The organism is Paenibacillus amylolyticus (assembly GCF_047302515.1).
Taxonomy (GTDB): Bacteria; Bacillota; Bacilli; order Paenibacillales; family Paenibacillaceae; genus Paenibacillus; species Paenibacillus amylolyticus_G.
On record NZ_CP168019.1, the window covers coordinates 2832852 to 2852309 of the forward strand.

Below are 19458 nucleotides of genomic sequence, written 5' to 3' on the forward strand. Positions count from 1 at the left end.
CTTATACCGAGTAAAAAAGCCGCTATATTAACGACCTTTAGTGGGTGATTATTTTGACTACCAAAAACCTCCTGTCCACACTACCGTGAACAGGAGGTTTCTATAGTTATGATGTTCAATAATCAACTCAACGTAATGTGTACCCTTGTGTAACAATCTTGTACCCGGATACCGTCTGGCTTTGCCCCTCCAACGTGTCCTTAACCCGTTCCAGCACATCGCTCTCATAAACGGAGGCTGTTTCGAATCCAGGCTGTACGTTCAACTCAACGGGTTCGGAGTTCAGATTATACCAGCGAGCAATCAAATCTCCGGTTTCCTCTGCGATCTTCAATGTGGAGAAGGCTAGTGACGAACCTTGTGCATTCCATGCCAGCCATTGCTTCGACAGAGGCAGTTCAACCTTGTGTCCATCAGCTCCAGCATGACCTTCTTGCTCAAATGTATACGCAAGTGCTCCTAGTTGCACAGTCGTCCATGGAATCGGATACGTATAGGCAGTTGCACATGCACCTGACTGTGCCGCATCACCTGCAAATGGAATAATCGCATATTCCACGCTCTGAGGTCCCAGACATTGGGCTTCCGGTGTTTCAAACACACCCCAATCTCCCAGTTCCGAAGAGGCACGCAGCAGCGTAACTGCAACCGTACTGCCCTCTTCATGCTGTAAAATCTCGTATTCATTCAGCCCTTTGTTTGCAATCATCAAGCCATGAGCACCATCGGTCACATGTACAAATGCTTGCTGATGCTGTGCATTACTCGGATTCACCCATTCTTTGGCCGGTGTATTGGAGCGTTTAGCGATTTCAAAGATGGAATCTGCGTAATGATCCTCTGTCACCAGTCCTGATGGAAAGAGTGCACGCAGTCGATGATCCTTGGCCTGATTGTTAAAGTCAGATTTTACCTTGACCATATTACTGCCCGCTTCCAACGTATACGTTGTCGTAATCACCAAGGGAACAGTGTTCTCGACTCGCTGTACCTTCCGTTCTGTAAAAGGAACCATCTGGCGCTTCTCCAGCTCGAACAGTTCGTCTGCTCCAGCAGGAATATCCCAGCGTAATACACTTTCCATAACTGCCCGATACGGAGACTGCTCCACAATCCGCAGGTCCGCCTTCAGATGCTCTGTGGTCAGCGTTGTCTCTCCCTCGGGTTGACGGTAGACATATTCATTGCCGATATCACCGGTATTCTCATATGAATTTAATCCCTTGTATACAGTACCTGAGACCTTATCTTCAATCGTTGCCGTACCATTCTCTTCAACCGTCACCCGCAGTTGACCGTTCTCCATCATCATTCCCTGCACCTGGATGACTTCGCGCGTATCTGGCACTTCAACAATCTCAGCAAACTCTGCTTGTTTCTCTACTGGAATGAGAGCATATGTCTTATAACCCAGCGAAAGTACATCCACCGCCTGGAAAGTCACTCTTACTTTACGAGCCATATAAGGCTGGCGGAAGCGATCCTTCGGAAGTTCATAACCGAAATGCGCACCCAGATCCTTGATTTCTGCCGAATACGTGCGTCCACCCGAATCGACCAGCTGATACACTGGCAGTGCATCTTTTTCCATCTTCTGCGCAAGTGCCTGAGGATTAGGACCTTCTGGGAAAAATGCTTTATCCACAATCAGATCCATCTCAATGATTCCATTTCGATTCCACCCACTCGTGTTAAACACAGTGAACAGCACTGCTTCCTCTCCCCAAGTCTCAGCAGATTGCACATGAATAGACTCAGCAATCGCCTGCGCGCTCTGGGAAACCAATTTCTCTGCAAGCTGTCTGCTCTTGGCGAAGCGGGTCACCATCTCACGGTGAACCTCATCGACACTGCATCCACAGATGCTATCATGCGGGTGGTTCTGCATCAGCATCTTCCATGCATGTGTCAACAGATGGTGCGGATAATCTTTTACCCCGGCTATATGGGCCATGGCAGCGAGTGGTTCGGCTACTTTTTCAAGCAACGTCTGCCCCTGCTGATTCAACTGTTTCAGATAAACCCGTGCGGATGCCGTATTCACCAGTGTTCCCCAACCATCCGTGTGCTGACTGCGAAGCTCGCCCTCAATGGTCGCCAGATGCTCAGGGACATCCTTCGTAACTGCCTCAATGTAGTCGTCAAAATTGGAGTGGATAAATTCCACGTCAGGGTACAAGGCAGATGCCGTGCGTAAAGCCTCGGGCATATCCGTCTGGATCGGCTGGTGATCACAACCATTCATGAACAACAGATGTGGAGTCGAGGCAAACTTTTCGGCATCTTCCAGATTTTTATCCCAGTATGATTGGGCTTTCTCCGGATCAACCGGAACTTCCATCCCATTGCAGTACCAGTTCGCGAACAAAATGCCGAGCACTTCCGAACCATCCGGCGAACGCCAGATCATCTCGGAATAAGGAGATTCGTAACTATCCGCATCAACCACCGCATTATTGAATCCGGTGGGCTTTACCCCGCGTCCAAAGATCGCGTTATGAATGTCCGCCTGTTGCAGAATCTGCGGTGCCTGTCCCATATTTCCAAACGAGTCTGGGAAGTATCCCGTCTTGGATATCACACCCAAAGGTCGAGCATCACGATGACCGATGAGCAAATTACGCAAGTTGGCCTCGCTGCTGGTCAGAAACTCATCCTGTAACACATACCATGGACCAAAATGGATGCGTCCTTCGCGGATATAACGGTCGAGCCTCTCCTGTTGTTCGGGCCGAACCTGCAAATAATCTTCACGAATAATCGTCTGCCCATCCAGATGGAAATAGCGATATTCCGGGTCCTGATCAAGCGTGTCCAGCAGTTTATCCATCAGCTCAATGAGCAGTACATGATGGTGTTCATAAGGCATATACCATTCGCGGTCCCAATGGGTATGCGAGATAAGATGTGCCGTCTTTTTGGTAGTCATATGCGTACCTCCTGTCATTAACCTTTAGTTGCCCCACCCATGCTGAAGCCTTTGGACATGTAACGCTGGGAGAAGATATATAGCACAACCGAAGGCATTGTATAAAGTAGTGAAAATGCAGCCAACCTGCCGTATTCAACCATACCGTGGCTGCCGAAGAATTGATAAATCGTGACCGATGCCGGAAGTTTCTCCGGTGTCTGGAGCAGGATGTATGGCACGAAGAAGTTGCCCCAACTTCCCGAAAAGGTAAATATCGCTATCGTTGCAATACCAGGCAACATCAATGGCGCCACGATTCGTCTCAAACTACTCCACACGGACGCTCCGTCAATCCATGCCGATTCTTCCAAATCGATTGGCACCGAATCCATGAAGTTTTTCATCATCCAGATGCCGTAAGGAAGTGAGGATGCGGTCAGGAACAGCATCGTGGCAATGATGCTATTTTGCATTTTGAAGAACAGAAACATTTGAAATACCGGAACCATCACGGCAGTAATCGGAAGAGCTGTCATGAACAGAATCGATAACAGGAAGCTTTTTTTGAATCTCATTTCATAACGGGATAATGGATAAGCAGCAAGAACCGATACCAGAACAACCAATATCGCTTGCCCTCCCGACAGAATCAGGCCCACACCGAATGAACGAAGATTGCTCGAATCCCCGAGTACATCCTTGAAATTTTGAATGGTCCAGGTACTGGGCATTTTGATGCCCTGTTGCGCGTTTGGGTCAAATGAAGCCAGAATGATCCAGAGCAGCGGCAATAAAAAACAGAGCCCTAGAAAGACTAGAATCCCGTACTGGATTTTGCGTTGAAGCCCATGTTTGACCATAGGGATCGAACCTCCTTCATGGTTACACTTTCACTTTCATAGATCGCATGTAGAATAGGCTGGCGATAATACCGATGAACAACAGAACCAGAGATATGGCTGTGCCGTATCCAAATTGATAGTTCACAAAGGCCTGGTTGTACATGAAGATCGGCAAGGTTTGGGTTGAAGTACCCGGGCCACCACCGGTCATCGTATAGATCAGCGTGAAAACACCCAGTGTCTGTAGAGTAACCAACATCATGTTGGTCACGATGGACCCTTTTACCATTGGAATCGTAATGTGTCTGACAATCTGGAACCCAGTGGCGCTGTCAATAATCGCCGCTTCTTCAACTTCCTTCGGGATATCATCCAGTGCCGACTGATAGACCATCATCGAAAAGGCTGTGCCGTGCCAGATATTTGCGATAATGACACTCACCATAGGGAAACTGAATAACCAGGAGACTGGATTCGCCCCAAACCAGCCAAGGATCTGATTCAATGAACCATTGTCACTGAAAAAGGCGACCATACAGAATGCCACGACAATCTCGGGTGTCACCCAACCGGCAATGACGATGATGCCGATGACCCGACGGAACGTCACATTTTTCTCCTTCATTAGAAGAGCCAGAATGAATCCAAGCAATACCTGACCAATCACTGCGGAGAAGATGAGAAAGACCAGCGTACGCCAGACACTAATGCGGAAGTCCGGATCATGGAACATATTAATGAAATTCTGGAATCCGACAAACTCCAAACTCTTGGCTGCCGCCCCAGTCAGAGCCATATTCGTAAAGGCAAAACAGATCGTCAGAATGATGGGAACAATGAAAAACACAAGTAATAACAGTACGGAAGGCATTAGAAACAGAAATGAGCCTGGTGCTTTCCTTTTCATAAGTCACTCTCCATTCGAACCGGAAAAAGGGGAGATTGTGCCTCCCCCTCCGAATATATCGATATCCTTATTTCTCTTCGATGCTGTCCGCGCCAAGGGAACGGGATACGTTGTCCTTCAATTGTGTAACTCCCTCTTCCGGCGTCAGCTTGCCAGAGGCAATACTCTCAACAATGCTTTGCAATTGTGCGGATACCGCTGCATATTGATCGTTCGCTGGACGGAAGTGGGCCACATTCAAGAGTTCCTGTGCTTCTTTGGTATATGGACGATCCGTATAACCTTCAACTTCCGTGGAATCGTTACGTGGGCTGAGGCTGCCTTCCGCTACTACGCGTGCAGTCGCATTTTCCTTATTCATCAGAAACTCGATAAATTTCCAAGCCTCTTCCTTGTTTTTCGCCTGTGCAGGAACAGACCAAGCCCATCCTCCAGACATCGTAGTTGCTCCAGGTTCTTCCCCATTTTGTGTTGGGAATGGTGCAAAACCTATTTTCTCTTCAACGTTGGCGATTGGAGCAGCACCGTTCTCGGCCCATGTCGAACCTGCCCAGCTACCATCTACAGCCATCGCCAATTTGTCTTGCGGGAACTGTTGCTGGAATGCAATACTGCCAGCTTGTCCATTCAAGGCAACCTGCATGGTTGGACCTGTTTTATCCGTGTTAAACACTTGATCTATGAATTTGAAGGAATCCAGCAGCCCCGGGCTGTTCACAACCCATTTCTTGCTGGTTTCGTTATACAACGTATCCGCCGTACCATAGAGCAGCATTTCCAGTGTTTGCATGGTGACACCTTCACCGTTTGCTTTGCCCACGATCATATTAAGTGGCGTCACACCCGGCAGTTTTTGCTTGATCGTACGTGCTGCTTCGAGTACTTCTGCCCAGCTAGCAGGTTTGAATGGAACTTCAAGTCCTGCCTTTTCAAACAGTTCCTTGTTGTACCAGATCCCGCGAGTATCCGAGGTAGCCGGAACGCCATACACCTTGCCGTCTTCACCGGTAACCCCTGCCTTCAGGTTGTCGATGATGTGTTCTGTCCAATCGGACCATCCCTGAACCTGTGTATCTAGTGGCTCCAGATATCCCGCAGCAGCATCAGATTTGATGATGGATGTATCTTCGGCAATGACATCCGGTGCCGTATCCGGGGATTTCATTTGCAAAACCATTTTGGACGTATAATCACCCTCACTAGCCAATACAGGCGCAATGTTGATTTTGATATCCGGGTTTTCTTTCTCGAATTGATCCACCAAGCCTGATTGGAAAAACTTCGTAAGCGTATCTTCAGATCCAGAAGAACGGAACGATACAGTTACTTCCTTCTTGCCGTCACTGGTTGTGCCTGTGCTTGAGCTTCCGCCCGAACAGGCTGTAGTAAGAATGAGCAAGGATGTCATAACTGCTGCTACCGGCATTTTCAATGATATTTTTCTCATGATTCGCTCTCCTCTTGTCGGAATTCAACGAACTCCGAACGTTATGATGTACTCGCAGGTTATCTCTTGCTTCCCTATCTATTTCTGTACGCGGAATCCGCAATAATCCATAATCAGTTCACTAAAGAGCATGTTGGACCATGAAAACCATGGACGTGTATATTCATGTGGATTGTTGGCCGAAAAACCTTCATGGGTCAGTCCGGTATCCGCATCCGTCTTATGGATAAGCTGAAGCAATCGTAGTTTTTCGTTGCGATCCCCTGTAGTTAGCCCTTGCATCGATAAAGCGATATGCCAGATGTACCCTTCTGGTGTATGCGGACTACCGATTCCCGCTGCTGCTGTTCCCTCATAAAAATACGGGTTTTGCGAGGATAGAATGAAACGGCGTGTATTCTGATACACCTCGTCGTTCTCATCCACATATCCGAGATAAGGTAAAGACAGCAGGCTCGGCACATTGGCATCATCCATCAGATTGTGATTGCCTTTCCCATCCGTTTCGTATGCATATATGGTTCCATATTCCGGATGTTCAACAGTGCCATAATCTTGAATACCTTTGTTGATCTGTTCCTCCAACTGCTTAGCAGTCGCTGCCAGCGTTTCATCCTCGAACACAGCTTCAGCAATTTCCTGCAGATATCGAAGCGCCACAACGGCGAACATATTGGATGGAATCAGATAACCATATTCACAGCGATCGTCGCTGGGACGGAATCCCGACCAAGTCATGCCGGTGTAGGCTGTTTCAGTACCTCGTCCCTCTCGGCTGAGCGTATCGGTTTCAGGAGCATCCAGACGTTGGAACGTGTAGGGTGATTTCGTCTCATGATGCTGTTCCACTTGCCATAACTGCATGATAATCTGGGCTGCTTTGCGGAACGTATCATTGAATTGAGTTGTTCTTCCCGTGTTCTTCCACAGGAGATAACTGAGCTGAATCGGATAAGCCAGAGAGTCGATCTCATACTTCCGTTCCCAGATCCAATCATTCATAAGCGTCAGATCTTCCTGATGTCCTTTCCCACTCTCCGTCTCATTAAAAGCGTTTGCATAAGGGTCCAGGAGAATATAATTCAGTTGACGTTCAACCAATCCAGCGATCATGTCAGCGATATCTTCATCCTCTGAAGCGAGAACCAAATATGGTCTGACCTGAGCAGCAGAATCACGTAACCACATGGCAGGGATATCTCCCGTAATCACAAAAGTTGTTCCATCTTCTTTGCGCTGAATTGTGGTCGCCATCGTATTGGTAAAACAATTTTTGAACATTTGATTAAGTTCCGGATGGTCCGGCATACGTTTGTTAACCTGATCAATCATGTCGTATATCGAGGGGGAAATTTCTTGATTATCTCTGGGTGTCAGCATGTTGTCCTCCTTATGTAATCCAGTTTATTAACCGCTTTCATCATCCTAAAACGAATATAATGTTATGTCAATATGTTTATTTGTATATTAGCATGTTATTTTAATTTAACGACACTAAATAATATACCATTTGAAGCAATTCTCCCCATTTTATCCACACAAAAAAGAGACCTCGTTTACACGAAGCCCCTGATTGAACACAATGAATATTAAGTAGTTGCTAAATTAACCCTTTTGTTTCACCATACTCGTTGATTTACCCTTCACCAAGCGGGCAGGCAAAACAACTCTGTTCACTGCCATTTCGTTGTTCTGCATACTTTGAAGCACCATCTCGAATGCCTGTTTTCCCATATCAAACTGGCTTTGTCTCATATGGGTTACACGGCTTCCTTCGGCAGCGTTTGGACTGTCAAAGCAAATGATGGACATATCTTCAGGGATCCTCAGACCAAGCCGATCCGCTGCCTGTTCTGCAAGTAAAGCAATATGATACTCCGCAGCAAAGAGTGCAGTAATCTGGGGGTATTTCTGTAAATGTTCCACCAATGTCTCCACATCACGGACCTCGACTTGAGGATCGAACACACTTGGCAGTGTCGAAAGAAAAGATTCTAACCACAGTTCCCTGTTCACCAGCACACCTTGATCATGATGAGCCTCAATGATTCCTTCAATTCGTTCTTCAATCGGTGTAGTGTTCGCCGGAGGCTGCGTCAGAAAAGCGATATGTCGGTGACCGAGATCGAACAAATAATTCATCCCTTCTCGCGCCGCGCCTACATTATCCGTACTGACAGATGAAGCCGGAATGCCTTTCAAGTACCGGTCAATCAGGACAAACGGGAATTTGTTAACGACCAGTTTAAGAATCTCGTCGCTGAAATATTCACCCTGTGCCGGGAAAATAATCAATCCGTCTACACCCAGTTCCAGCAGTTCCTGAATGCTCTGTTCCTCCTGCTCCGGAATCCCGAAGGAGCGTCTAAGTACGAGAAAACAATCATGCTCTCGCGAAGCTTCTTCCATACCATATAACAGTTCTGTACCATACATATCACTGAAGTTAGTAATGACCAGACCAATGAGCAGCTTCTTTTCTGGATCTTTAACCGCAGCACGCGGAGCAGGTCTGTTAGGTCTTTCTTGTAACACATCTGCTGTGTCGGCTACAAAAGAACCCCGTCCTGGCTGACGAACAATTAATTGTTCACTCGCCAGCATCTCAAGCGCTTTTTTAGTCGTAATCCGGCTAACTCCGAATTCATCACATAATTCCTTCTCCGAAGGAACACGCTCACCCACTTGATATTGGTGAAGCTGTATCCGTTCGCGCAAGGATTCAAAGATCTGTTCATACATCGGCTTGGATGCCGAGTCTTTCCCCAATACAAGCACCTCCATAAATACCCATACTTCTCATGTTCTACATCCTAATATATCATGTTATATCATTAATGTGAAGAAAGGAGACAACTCACCTGCTGTCATATGAGAGCAAAAGAAAAAGCACCCCGATGGTTGCTTCATTTTCAAAGGTTCTGTCTTACTCCCATGAGTGGCTAAATCGCTGCGTATCAGGGATAAATGGTTTGATAGCCGAGTAATCTTAGGCGTCAGATGTGATCGAGACAACAAAAAGCCGACAAGCCCTAATACCTCGGCTTATCGGCTTCTTGCTTAGATGGTCAAAACGTAGTTATCATCCATGTCGTACTTTGCATAATTAAGGTTGCAGACTCTCAGCGGACGGTGGAGCTTCTTCTGTTTCAGTCTCTTCAGGGCTCGAATCTGGTTCTGGAACGGATTGTTCTTGTGCTGCGCTGACGAACAATCGTCCAGCTGCTTCCGACTCTACTTTGTTGCCTGCTGCATCCTGAGCGCGAATCACAATGACTCCACCATCCAGAACAAGGGATGAAGGTGTTGTGTACGTACCCGTGTAACGACCAGGTTCAGTCTCTACCAATGGAATCTCTCCTGCCCCTTGGGCATTCAGATTCAAAGGTAATTGAATACGGAAAGAGGCTTGCAGACCAGGTTTACTGTCAAATGAAACGGTAACACTCTCCCCTGATGTGATTCGAACATCCTCAGCCGGAGTAATATTCGTAAGTTCTGGCAACGCCGTTTCCACATAGACGGTGCGGGTTACGGTCGTTTTGTTACCAGCGATATCGGTTGCTGTGATGGTAATTGTGTTCTCGCCTTCATTGACCAATACACGGTGACTGAAGCTTCTGTCTTTACCCACTTGTACGGTTTGTCCGTTAACGGTTACCTTATCGAGGAATTGTTCCACGACATTACCCGTTACGTGAACAACTTCTGCATTGATGCGATCCCCTTGAGCTGGCGTGAGAATCGTCAATTGTGGTTTGGTCTGATCCAGAATAATGACAACGGGGAGTGAACGGTCCGTTGTTTTTCCATCTACCACTGCCTCAGCAGTAATCGCATTAATGCCAGAACGGAGCTTCACACCGTATGAGAACTTCCCATTTGCCACCGTTGTGGTGCCAGCTAGATCCTTGCCGTTGTAGATCTTGATCTGAGCTCCAGATGCTGGAGACGTTCCCGACACAGTGAAAGTCGATTGATTCGTATACGTGTTCGCAGGTGCTGTGAGCACAGGTGCATTTACCGGATATCTCACAACTGCACGAATCATGTAGTTACCTTCTTCATCAGGTGAAGTGCTCCACGCTCCACCTACTCGCTGCCAGCTTCGACCTGCATTTGGACCATCCTCATCGGTAGCGAGTCCCGGAGCGCTAGTTCCAGCTAAACTCTGTACATACACGATATAGAAATCACCCGTTACAATGACCGGTTCCGGGAATTCAACAGTTGTCCATTGATCGTTACGAAGTGCAGTACCGTCAAATGGTCCAGCCAGTTGTCGTCCCGGAGCTCCGCCCGCACCCGATGCATCATATACGGCATATTGGAACGCTGTGCCTCCAGGTACAGGCCATTCGGTGTTCCAGAATCGGAACGATGCACCTGTCAGTTGAGCGGTCTCCAGCTCTGGTGTCATTCGAACTGCCCAAGCGTTATCCGCAGCATTAAAAGCTCGTGCGTTCTCTGCTGTTCCATCATCATAAGCAATTTCTCCAGGGAAACCGATGAACGGCTTCAAGGCAACATTCGCCTCTGCCGTACCATTACCAGGTACAGTCACAGTGACGGTTTTACTGTAATAATCAGCCGCCCGGATGGATAGAGTGTAGCTTCCTTCTAATACCTGAATCACGAAGCTGCCATCTGAACCTGTGCGAACTTCACCTACATTGGCATCTTCGACCACGAGAACGGAAGCATCAGCCAGTGGTTGTCCTGTCCGCTCATCCGTTACTACACCTTCTATCTGTCCATGCGGGATTGCCTCCAGATTAAAGTTGGCTTTGGCTCCACTGCCATCGGTGATCGTTACCTGCTGAGTTCGAGGATAATAGCCATACGCCTCAGCTTTTAACGTGTAATCACCTGCTACGTGTGTGAAGCTATACTTGCCTGTAGCTGAATCTGTCTTCACCGAACGTCCGGTTTCAAGTACGGTAACCGTTGCACTTGCAGGCAGGCTTTGTGGATTAACCGAACCTGTTTCTGGTTTTTCAACTTCCGGTTGTTGCTGTTTCGTTTTGTTAAATTCCGCTTTGTCTGTCCGCGAAATTTTGTACCATGGATTATCATAGGACGGTTTCGGTTTGTCATTGCTAAGTACAACCGCACTGTCCTCCGTTACCGTCTCCGCAGCAACTCCCAGTACACGGAAATCATCAATGAACCAGCCTGTCTTCACAACACTGTTATCTGAGGTCAGGCGGAATCGGAATTGAACTTCATTACCGGTAAGTGTATCCAGATCATAAAATACGGGTGTCCATTGTTTACCGTTTGTACTATGTGAGAATTTGCCCAGTTCTGACCATGTGGTTCCACCATCCTTAGTGACTTCCACATACCCGTAGTCATATCCGCTCTCAATCTCGTACCAATGATTAAACGTGAGTGTTCCTTCGGACACATCCGTCAAATCAATGACCGGAGATACGAGTGAATAGTTGGAGCCACTCTCGTACGTATTGTCGAGATCAGTCGCCCAGACATTCGGTGGAGAAACCGCGCTGGCAGGTCCCGTTACCGGAATGCCGCGTTCCCACTCATCTTTGGTTCCTGAATGAGTCCAGCCATTATCATCACTACCATCGAAATGATCAATGTAGATATCCTGAGGCACCTCTACTGTAATGGAGACCTCATTCGATTTGTCGCTTTCATTGCCACTATAATCAAGTGCGGCAACGGTATAATAATACGTCGAATCTGTCACCGTAGCCGTATCTGTAAACGTTGTTCCTGTTGCAGTTCCAATGGATTCATAACCTGCACCTGCGGTTGTGGAGCGATATACGATATAGGATTCGAGATCCTCATCGCTCGGACCCGTCCAGCTCAAGGCTACATTACCAAGAATATCGGCCGTCGCAGACAATTCGGCAGGAGCGCCCGGAGCAATCTCATCCAGTTCTTCTACAGCGAAATCATCAATGTACCAGCCAGCCTTTTGCAATGAATTATCGCTCGTCAGATTGAACTTGATGAACACCTGCTGTCCCGCGTATTCGCGAAGATCCACATATTGTGTCTTCCAATTGCCACCTGTACCCGTGAAGGTTAACAGTTCTTCGAACACATAATCGCTATCCTCGGAAGCGATGTATACCTTACCGAAATCGATGTTATTCTCCAAGTCATACCAGTGCTTGAAGGATAACAATGCCCCTTCCGGACTCTCGGTTAGATCAATAGGCGGCGCAAGCAGATATGCATTGCTATTCGCCACATAAGTTCCTTGCAGATTGGTTGCAATCACCTTGTCACCGGAGTATGCACTTCCAGGACCACTGCTTGGTGCTCCCCATACCCAGGTACTTCCGGTTCCGCCAGTCGTGAAGCCCAGCTGATCTTCTTCAAAATCCTGGAGGTATCCTGGCTGAACACCATTGGAGACAGCCACTTTATATACCTGACTTTCGAATCCGTTGTTGCCGTAATCATTCACACGGATATAATACTCTACACCTTGCGGTTCAATAAGAAAAGCAGGGATTGTCGCTGTATACGTCCCATCTTTGTTATCTCCAGCAATCCGGTTCATCGGTAGATAAACGTACTGGTTGGTGCCTGTCGTTTTGGCAAAAGCCTCGACAGAGACTACCGCGACGTTATCTGTCACATGAGCGGTTAATGGTATATCGATGCCTGTAAAGGCTGAATTAACAGGGGTATGTGCCAGTACCGGCTCTTCCAGATCATCTCCGGCCGTAACCACTCTGCCGGATACTGTGCCGATCCCTTCGAGTACAGAACCCACAGCATCTAGGGCATTAATAATGCCGTGACCGTAGCCGTTATTAGGAGATGTCGGATACTGACTATCTGTTCTCGGCGTGGCTGTATCTGTAATGATCTGCTCTAGCTGATCCACCGTAAGGGAATGGTTGGCCTGAAGCAGGAGTGCAGCAAGCGCAGTTGTATGCGGGCCTGCCATGGATGTTCCGTTCCAGCCTCCCTCATATACTCCGCCCGGAACTGATGAACGGATATTCACACCAGGTGCAGATACTTCCGGTTTGATCTCACCATACGGGGATGGGCCCAGCAGGGAGAACGAAGCCAGATTTCCGTTGATATCGGTTGCTCCTGTAGCAAAACTTTCAGGATAGTTGGCTGGGTTAGCAACAGAACCAGGTCCGCCCGGGTTACCCAGTCTCACATTTCCTGCGGAGAATTCCGGGAAAATCTGAGCATCACGCCAAGCTTGCACCATCGGTCGGAACCATTCATCCAATCCTGCGCCTCCGCCCCAAGAGTTGTTGACGACATCCGGTGCAAGTTCAGGATGCAGATTACCTTCCGCATCGACCGGAGCGATCAACCATTGTCCGCCATCCAGAATAATGGCATCTGTTGTTTCCGGATTGAATATCCGCACACCAATCCATTTCGCACCGGGAGCAACCCCGATCTGATTGGTGCCATCTGCTTCCGAGCCAACCATCGTACCCATCGTGTGTGTACCATGCCCGTCTCCGTCCGCAGGGAGGGAAGCATTACTGTGCGGGTCATACCAGCTTAGTTCGGGATCAACGATATTGCCTGAAGCATCCAGTCCCCGCCATTTGCTGCGAAGCGCCGGGTGGGTATAATCCACACCACTGTCCAGATTGGCAACAACAATCCCTGTTCCATCGATGCCCCGATCCCACACCGCTGGCGCATTGATGTAATCCAAGTTCCATTCCACGTTCTCTGTAGCAAGCTTGTCCTTTGCAGCAGGCTCTTTGTCTTTGACTCCGACTGAAGAGTCTTTAGTTGGCGTTTGGACAACATCTTTGCCTGATGCCGCATTCGCCGGTTCTTTACTCACTTCGGCTTTCTGTAAGTATCGTGTCTCATTCGGTAGAATCTTCTCCACCTCAGGCAGCAACGCAATCTGTTCCATGACTTCTTTGGTACTCGTCACTGCCAGTGAATTGACAATAAAATAGCTTTTATATTCTTTGACCTTGCCCAGGTCAACTTCCTTTTCCAGATAAGTTTCCAATGGATATTGTGTACGTGAGGCTGTTTCCCGCAGAGAGCTGACGACCGAATTACGAACGGACAGCTTGGTGGCTGAAGCCGTTTGTTTGGCGATGGTCGCCTTTTCAAGGGCCTGTTTAGAGACTGCTGCTGTATCCACCTGTTCCTTCATTTTCACCAGATAGGTAACATATTCACTACCCTCAAATTCTTTGGTCAACTTGGCGTTTACTTTGGACTCCGTAACTTTGGCAAGTCCAGATTTCATATCCAATTTGGATGATGTGGAGTTTTCAGCTGAAACCGGATGAATGATCGAAAATGCAAGGAGAAGCGAGAGCCCCATGGAGATGGGCTTACGTAACCGATTAATCTTTATCAAACTTTTCCACTCCTTTTACCCGGTTTTTTAATTTAGTCTGGTACATGTGCCCTTCTCTGCAGAATAAAACGGTAAAATAACCTTTATTGCGAACGAAATAGATGCCCTGGATTTCACATAAAGCCTCACCTCCTTTACAGGTCTGGTTAGGGAACAATATGAGTCAGAAGAGATAACAGATCAGTCTATGATTTTTTACTTGGAAGTTTAGGAGATTTGGGTGTCTGAGTAATGCAATGAGAGTGAATGTCTATAAGCATTCATGTGGAAGGGTAATCTGGAGCGTTAGCAGAACGCTTGCTAAGGAGTGGTGGATATGACTTTCGATCGTGATTCGAGTGAGTAGTTAAACATTTTAATTACATATAATAGTCGATTAGGAATTTAATTGGATTTTATTGGTATAGTATAAAATCATTATTCGATATATACAAGCACTTTATTGAAAAATATAGAAAATAAGTCTATTTAATGCTTTTGTGTGTCTCATGTCGCTTACACATTTCAGCTTATTTTGCGTATTCCTGCATGTTTTTGATGAATAACAGTTTTTAGTAGTTCTATATAACCAAGACCTGATACTCAAAATTTCAAATCAAGAAAAAGAACGACATGAGAACTCTCATGTCGTTCATATCAAAATTTATATCTCATCATGTAATGTTCACGCCACCACTTGCATAGCCAATAACCGTATTCACAAGAGTAAGTCCAGTTGCCGTTGCCGAGAACACCAGCAGCAGACGTGTCTGTGCAGTCACAGGTATAGTCAATCCGGTTGTTATGCCATTGGAGATACTACCCAATGCAATAATACCGGTGAGTGGAGGAGCCAGTGTAACGACGGCCCCCGGAACCGCAGTAAATGCATTATTCGGAGTAGGTGAACTAAATAATTGCGCTGTGATGGTCACCGTTGAACCAACCAAGGCCAAGGCTGCTGTGGTACTGAAATAGGCAGCAATGGAAGTGATAACGCCATCACGTGGGACGGAGAACGCAAAGTTTATAAGTGGTCCGACAATCGTTCCCGTTAAATCAATTGTGCCACCCAGAATGCTGACTCCTGTTGCCGAGCTGCCGAAACCGATAAGGCTTGTCGTTCCGACCAGTCCACCAAGAATCGTTGTTAATATTGCAGGTCCGCCTGAAGCAAACGGTATGATGGCTCCAGAACCCGTAGCCCCAGTAACACCTGTAACACCCGTGAGACCTGTAGCTCCCGTCACACCCGTAAGACCTGTAGCCCCTGTCACACCCGTAAGACCTGTAGCCCCTGTCACACCCGTAAGACCTGTAGCCCCTGTCACACCCGTGAGACCTGTAGCCCCTGTCACACCCGTGAGACCTGTCGTTCCTGTCACACCTGTGAGACCTGTCGTCCCTGTCACACCCGTGGCTCCGGCCCCTGTAGCTCCCGTACCACCAGTCACGCCAGGTACTCCTGTTACTCCTGTGGCTCCGGCCAACCCTGCGGCTCCGGTGGCTCCAGTTACACCCGGATCGCCCGTTGCTCCTGTAACGCCCGCTGCCCCAACGGCTCCTGTGCTCCCCGTTACGCCTGTCGCTCCTGTTGCGCCACCTGCTGGGCCTGCCGCACCCGTTGCGCCAGTAACACCTGTCGCACCTGCTGGTCCCTGGGCACCAGCAGTTCCCGGTGTACCAGCTGGACCTACACCACCCTGAGAACCAGCAGCGCCAGCCGGGCCTTGTGGACCAGGTACGCCCTGAGGACCCGCTGGTCCTGCCGGACCTTGACTCCCTATGTTTCTAAGCCCTGTTGTGATAGCCAATTCGGTCGCCCGGATCAAAATGACCAGTTGATCTTTCTCAGCCGAATCGATATTCCCCTGTAAAATGACAGAGAGGAGCACATCCAGCAATTGCTGCAAATTGGTTCCCACACTGATCGGAGAAAATGGAACGGCCTCTGCAGATACAATGGTAAGCTCCAAGATCGCTTCGAGATCTGCCTTGGTTCCCTTTTTCAAATCCGAATGATGAACCAGAGCCAGTAATTTACGCAGTACCTCAATCAGAAGTGAAACATTGTGAGGCGTGGGATTGGCAAAAACCTGTACAATTGCTCCTTTCAACTCACCAATTAATTTGAGAAGGAATTCGGCTTCTTTGTCAAAACACTTATGATGGTGGTTATTGTGGTGATGATTGTGGTGGTTATGATGGTGCTCGTGATGGTGTTCTTTGTGCTGCTCTTGGGGATGGTCACAGTCCTCAGCTTTTTTTTTCTTAAATCCGCTCCAACCATATCTGATGCGTTTCTTTGGTTTCATCTTTTTTGCAGATCCTCCTTAGTGAGTCTCAATCATTCCATTACAGGCGAACATCACTGGTTTGATGATATCAGTATATTAGCAACAACGAATTTCGTGATTATTATATAAGTAAATTTCCGAATTACAGTTTTCAGCTTGGAGGAGCCTCCATTATCATGGAGAGGATTTTGCATGGAATTCAGCCCAATGTATAGCCCAACCAAAAGAGCGCTATCCGATGAGTACAATACTCCTGGATGCGCCCTTTTTATATTTACAGTATTTAATTTATCTTTGTTGATTAGTCCAATTTAATTTTGAAAACAATCGGCGCATTACTTTTCACAGTTGTCGTTGTGATCGTCAGTGAGTCCGCTGTTCTCTCCCATTGCGGCTGTTCTTCATAGCCAAGTACCTGAATATCTTGAATGACCCCTTGAAAATGATGAGAATTTTCCTTCAGGGATTTAATCTGCACCACCCCGTTATCTGGATAGGCAAGAACCGTGGCATACAGACTGCTTTCTTTTAACGTAAACCGTATATCTTCACTCGTAAATATCTTCGTATCCCCATCCGTGAATTGCCCTTCCTTCACCTCTGTTGGACCCTCGCCAAAGGTACGCCAGAATGACGTGTCATAGATCGCTTCCCCATTCACTTCCAGCCACTTGCCAATACTCAGCAAAATGTCGCGATCTTCATCCGGTATGCTGCCGTCTGCTTTGGGCCCAATGTTCAGCAGTAAGTTTCCGTTTTTGCTTACAATATCGACGAGATCCCGAATGATCTCCTCAGCCGTTTTATAGTTATTATTTTCCGTATAACACCATGAGTTTTTAGCGACAGCCGTATCCGTTTGCCAAAAATAGGGCTTGAGCTCAGAGAACTGTCCCCGCTCCACATCCGGAACGGCACTACCAAACATATAGGCCTCATGTTTATAATTGATAGCTACAGGCACACCCCATTCTTCACCTTTGTTATAATAATAGGCAGCAAATTTTTTAAGATAGGGTTTGAACGCAACCGTTTGAATCCACCAATCGAAATAAAAGACCTTTGGCTGATATTGATCGACCAGTTCACAGCAGCGAATCAACCAGTCCTCCAGATACTCCTCGGTTGGAGGTGAGTCATACAAGTCGAAGTGATCCTTGGGTTCAGGCATGGCAGGCCAATAGAAATCCCCACGCTCCAGGGGTTCCTTAATATCTGAATCAAATTCCTTCCCGTGAGACATGAAGAACCAGTGCTCGGCGCGGTGAGACGACACGCATAATGTCAGCCCCTGCTTCTCGTATGCAACCTTCATCTCACCCAGAAGATCCCGTTTGGGGCCCATTTCATATGTGTTATAGTGAGAGATAGAGCTTTTGTACATCTGAAAACCGTCATGGTGCTCAGCCACAGGCATAACATATCTCGCTCCAGCCTGTTTGAATAACGTTGCCCATTCGTCTGCATCGAACTTCTCTGCACGAAACATCGGAATGAAGTCTTTATATCCAAAGTCCTTATGAGGTCCATACACCTCAAGGTGATGTTCATAAGCTTTGGTGCCTTGTATGTACATATTTCGCGAATACCATTCGCTATCATAGGCCGGTACAGAATATAGCCCCCAGTGAATGAATATGCCGAATTTCGCTTTTGGGTACCATTCGGGTACTTGGAAGGCGCTAAGCGAACTCCAGTTGTCCTTGAATTTACCGTTCTCAATCGTTGCTTCAATATGTTGCAAATATTCGTTTTTGTCCATGAGATGTTCTCATCCCTTCTGTTATTGTCTGTAGTTGTATTGTAGTGCTACGGCCGAAAGATAGACATGCAGAACACTAACTTTTAGATGGACAATAATAACCTTGTATGGAGATGAAAAGTATGAATCACCAAACTTTGCTTACGAACTACCTATCTAATCTCCAAGTCGAATTATTCATGGTCAATTATAATCGGTGTGATACGGATTGGCGGGATCTGGATTACACGCCCGATTACAGCAAGTTTTATTTCATATGCGAAGGTGAAGGTTGGCTCAAGATTGGGAATGAGGAGTATTATCCTGCGCCTAATCAGCTTATTTTAATGCCAGAGGGGATCAAACAGTCCTACTCTGCCATTAATGACCTTCCTTTTCTCAAATATTGGTGTCACTTTAGCGCGAAGGTTGGGGGAATCAATTTGTTCCAAATTCTGAAATTCCCACACATCTGTACGATTGATCAACCTGAGTTGATTCAAGGAATCTTCAGCAGTATCCTTACATATGCAAAATCCGATGAAGTCTATGGCCATATGATGGCCAAGAGCAAACTAACCGAGTTACTGTCCCACTATATAATGAATCTGGATCTGGATCAGATCTCTTTTATTAACGTGCCTGTCATGGAGAAACTATCCACCATTCTGGCGTATATTGATTCCAACATCGAAGAGAATATTTCGGTTCAGGATCTGGCCCAGATCGCCTACATGCATCCGAATTATTTCATTCGATTCTTCAAGCAGCAGATCGGTGTTCCTCCGATCCTCTATATTACTGGCAAAAAAATCGATAAAGCCAAGGAACTGCTGACCTGCACCCCGAACACGATAACTGCCATCGCCGAGCATCTCGGTTTCAGTGATTTGTACTATTTTTCCAGACAGTTCAAAAAGCATACAGGGCTCACGCCCACGGAGTACCGCAAACAAAAAACGGTACTGACAACGTAAGACG

The 19458-nt window shown here is 47.2% G+C and carries 10 protein-coding genes; 1 reads left to right on the top strand and 9 read right to left on the bottom strand.

What is annotated here, in order from left to right:
- Window positions 1-127 precede the first annotated feature (127 nt).
- The 9 genes from ACDJ59_RS12115 to ACDJ59_RS12155 all read right to left on the bottom strand — a co-directional run bounded on the left by ACDJ59_RS12115 (window position 128) and on the right by ACDJ59_RS12155 (window position 18498).
- Entirely contained in the window at window positions 128-2929 is a 2802-nt protein-coding gene (locus tag ACDJ59_RS12115) for an alpha-mannosidase (RefSeq protein ID WP_413409114.1), read from the bottom strand.
- Window positions 2930-2946: 17 nt separating this feature from the next.
- Entirely contained in the window at window positions 2947-3771 is an 825-nt protein-coding gene (locus ACDJ59_RS12120; RefSeq protein ID WP_036608291.1) for a carbohydrate ABC transporter permease, read from the bottom strand.
- Between the two features lie 22 nt (window positions 3772-3793).
- Window positions 3794-4660 (bottom strand): carbohydrate ABC transporter permease, encoded by an 867-nt coding sequence (locus ACDJ59_RS12125; RefSeq protein WP_036608294.1) that lies wholly within the window; start codon window positions 4658-4660, stop codon window positions 3794-3796.
- A 67-nt stretch (window positions 4661-4727) separates the two neighbouring features.
- Window positions 4728-6107 (bottom strand): extracellular solute-binding protein, encoded by a 1380-nt coding sequence (locus ACDJ59_RS12130; RefSeq protein WP_413409115.1) that lies wholly within the window; start codon window positions 6105-6107, stop codon window positions 4728-4730.
- A 78-nt stretch (window positions 6108-6185) separates the two neighbouring features.
- A complete protein-coding gene (locus ACDJ59_RS12135) occupies window positions 6186-7487 on the bottom strand; it encodes a glycoside hydrolase family 125 protein (protein ID WP_413409116.1) in 1302 nt (433 codons plus the stop codon).
- Window positions 7488-7712: 225 nt separating this feature from the next.
- Window positions 7713-8891, bottom strand: a complete 1179-nt coding sequence (locus tag ACDJ59_RS12140) for a GntR family transcriptional regulator (protein ID WP_413409117.1) — start codon at window positions 8889-8891, stop codon at window positions 7713-7715.
- A 322-nt stretch (window positions 8892-9213) separates the two neighbouring features.
- Complete coding sequence (locus tag ACDJ59_RS12145) at window positions 9214-14460, bottom strand: S8 family serine peptidase (RefSeq protein ID WP_413409118.1); 5247 nt, start codon at window positions 14458-14460, stop codon at window positions 9214-9216.
- Between the two features lie 653 nt (window positions 14461-15113).
- Window positions 15114-16754 (bottom strand): exosporium glycoprotein BclB-related protein, encoded by a 1641-nt coding sequence (locus tag ACDJ59_RS12150; protein WP_413409119.1) that lies wholly within the window; start codon window positions 16752-16754, stop codon window positions 15114-15116.
- A 283-nt stretch (window positions 16755-17037) separates the two neighbouring features.
- Window positions 17038-18498 (bottom strand): alpha-L-fucosidase, encoded by a 1461-nt coding sequence (locus tag ACDJ59_RS12155; protein WP_413409120.1) that lies wholly within the window; start codon window positions 18496-18498, stop codon window positions 17038-17040.
- 122 nt (window positions 18499-18620) lie between these two features.
- Between ACDJ59_RS12155 and ACDJ59_RS12160 the strand changes: the two genes are divergently transcribed.
- Window positions 18621-19454, top strand: coding sequence for an AraC family transcriptional regulator (locus tag ACDJ59_RS12160; protein ID WP_413409121.1), 834 nt, complete (start codon window positions 18621-18623; stop codon window positions 19452-19454).
- The last annotated feature ends 4 nt before the right edge of the window (window positions 19455-19458 follow it).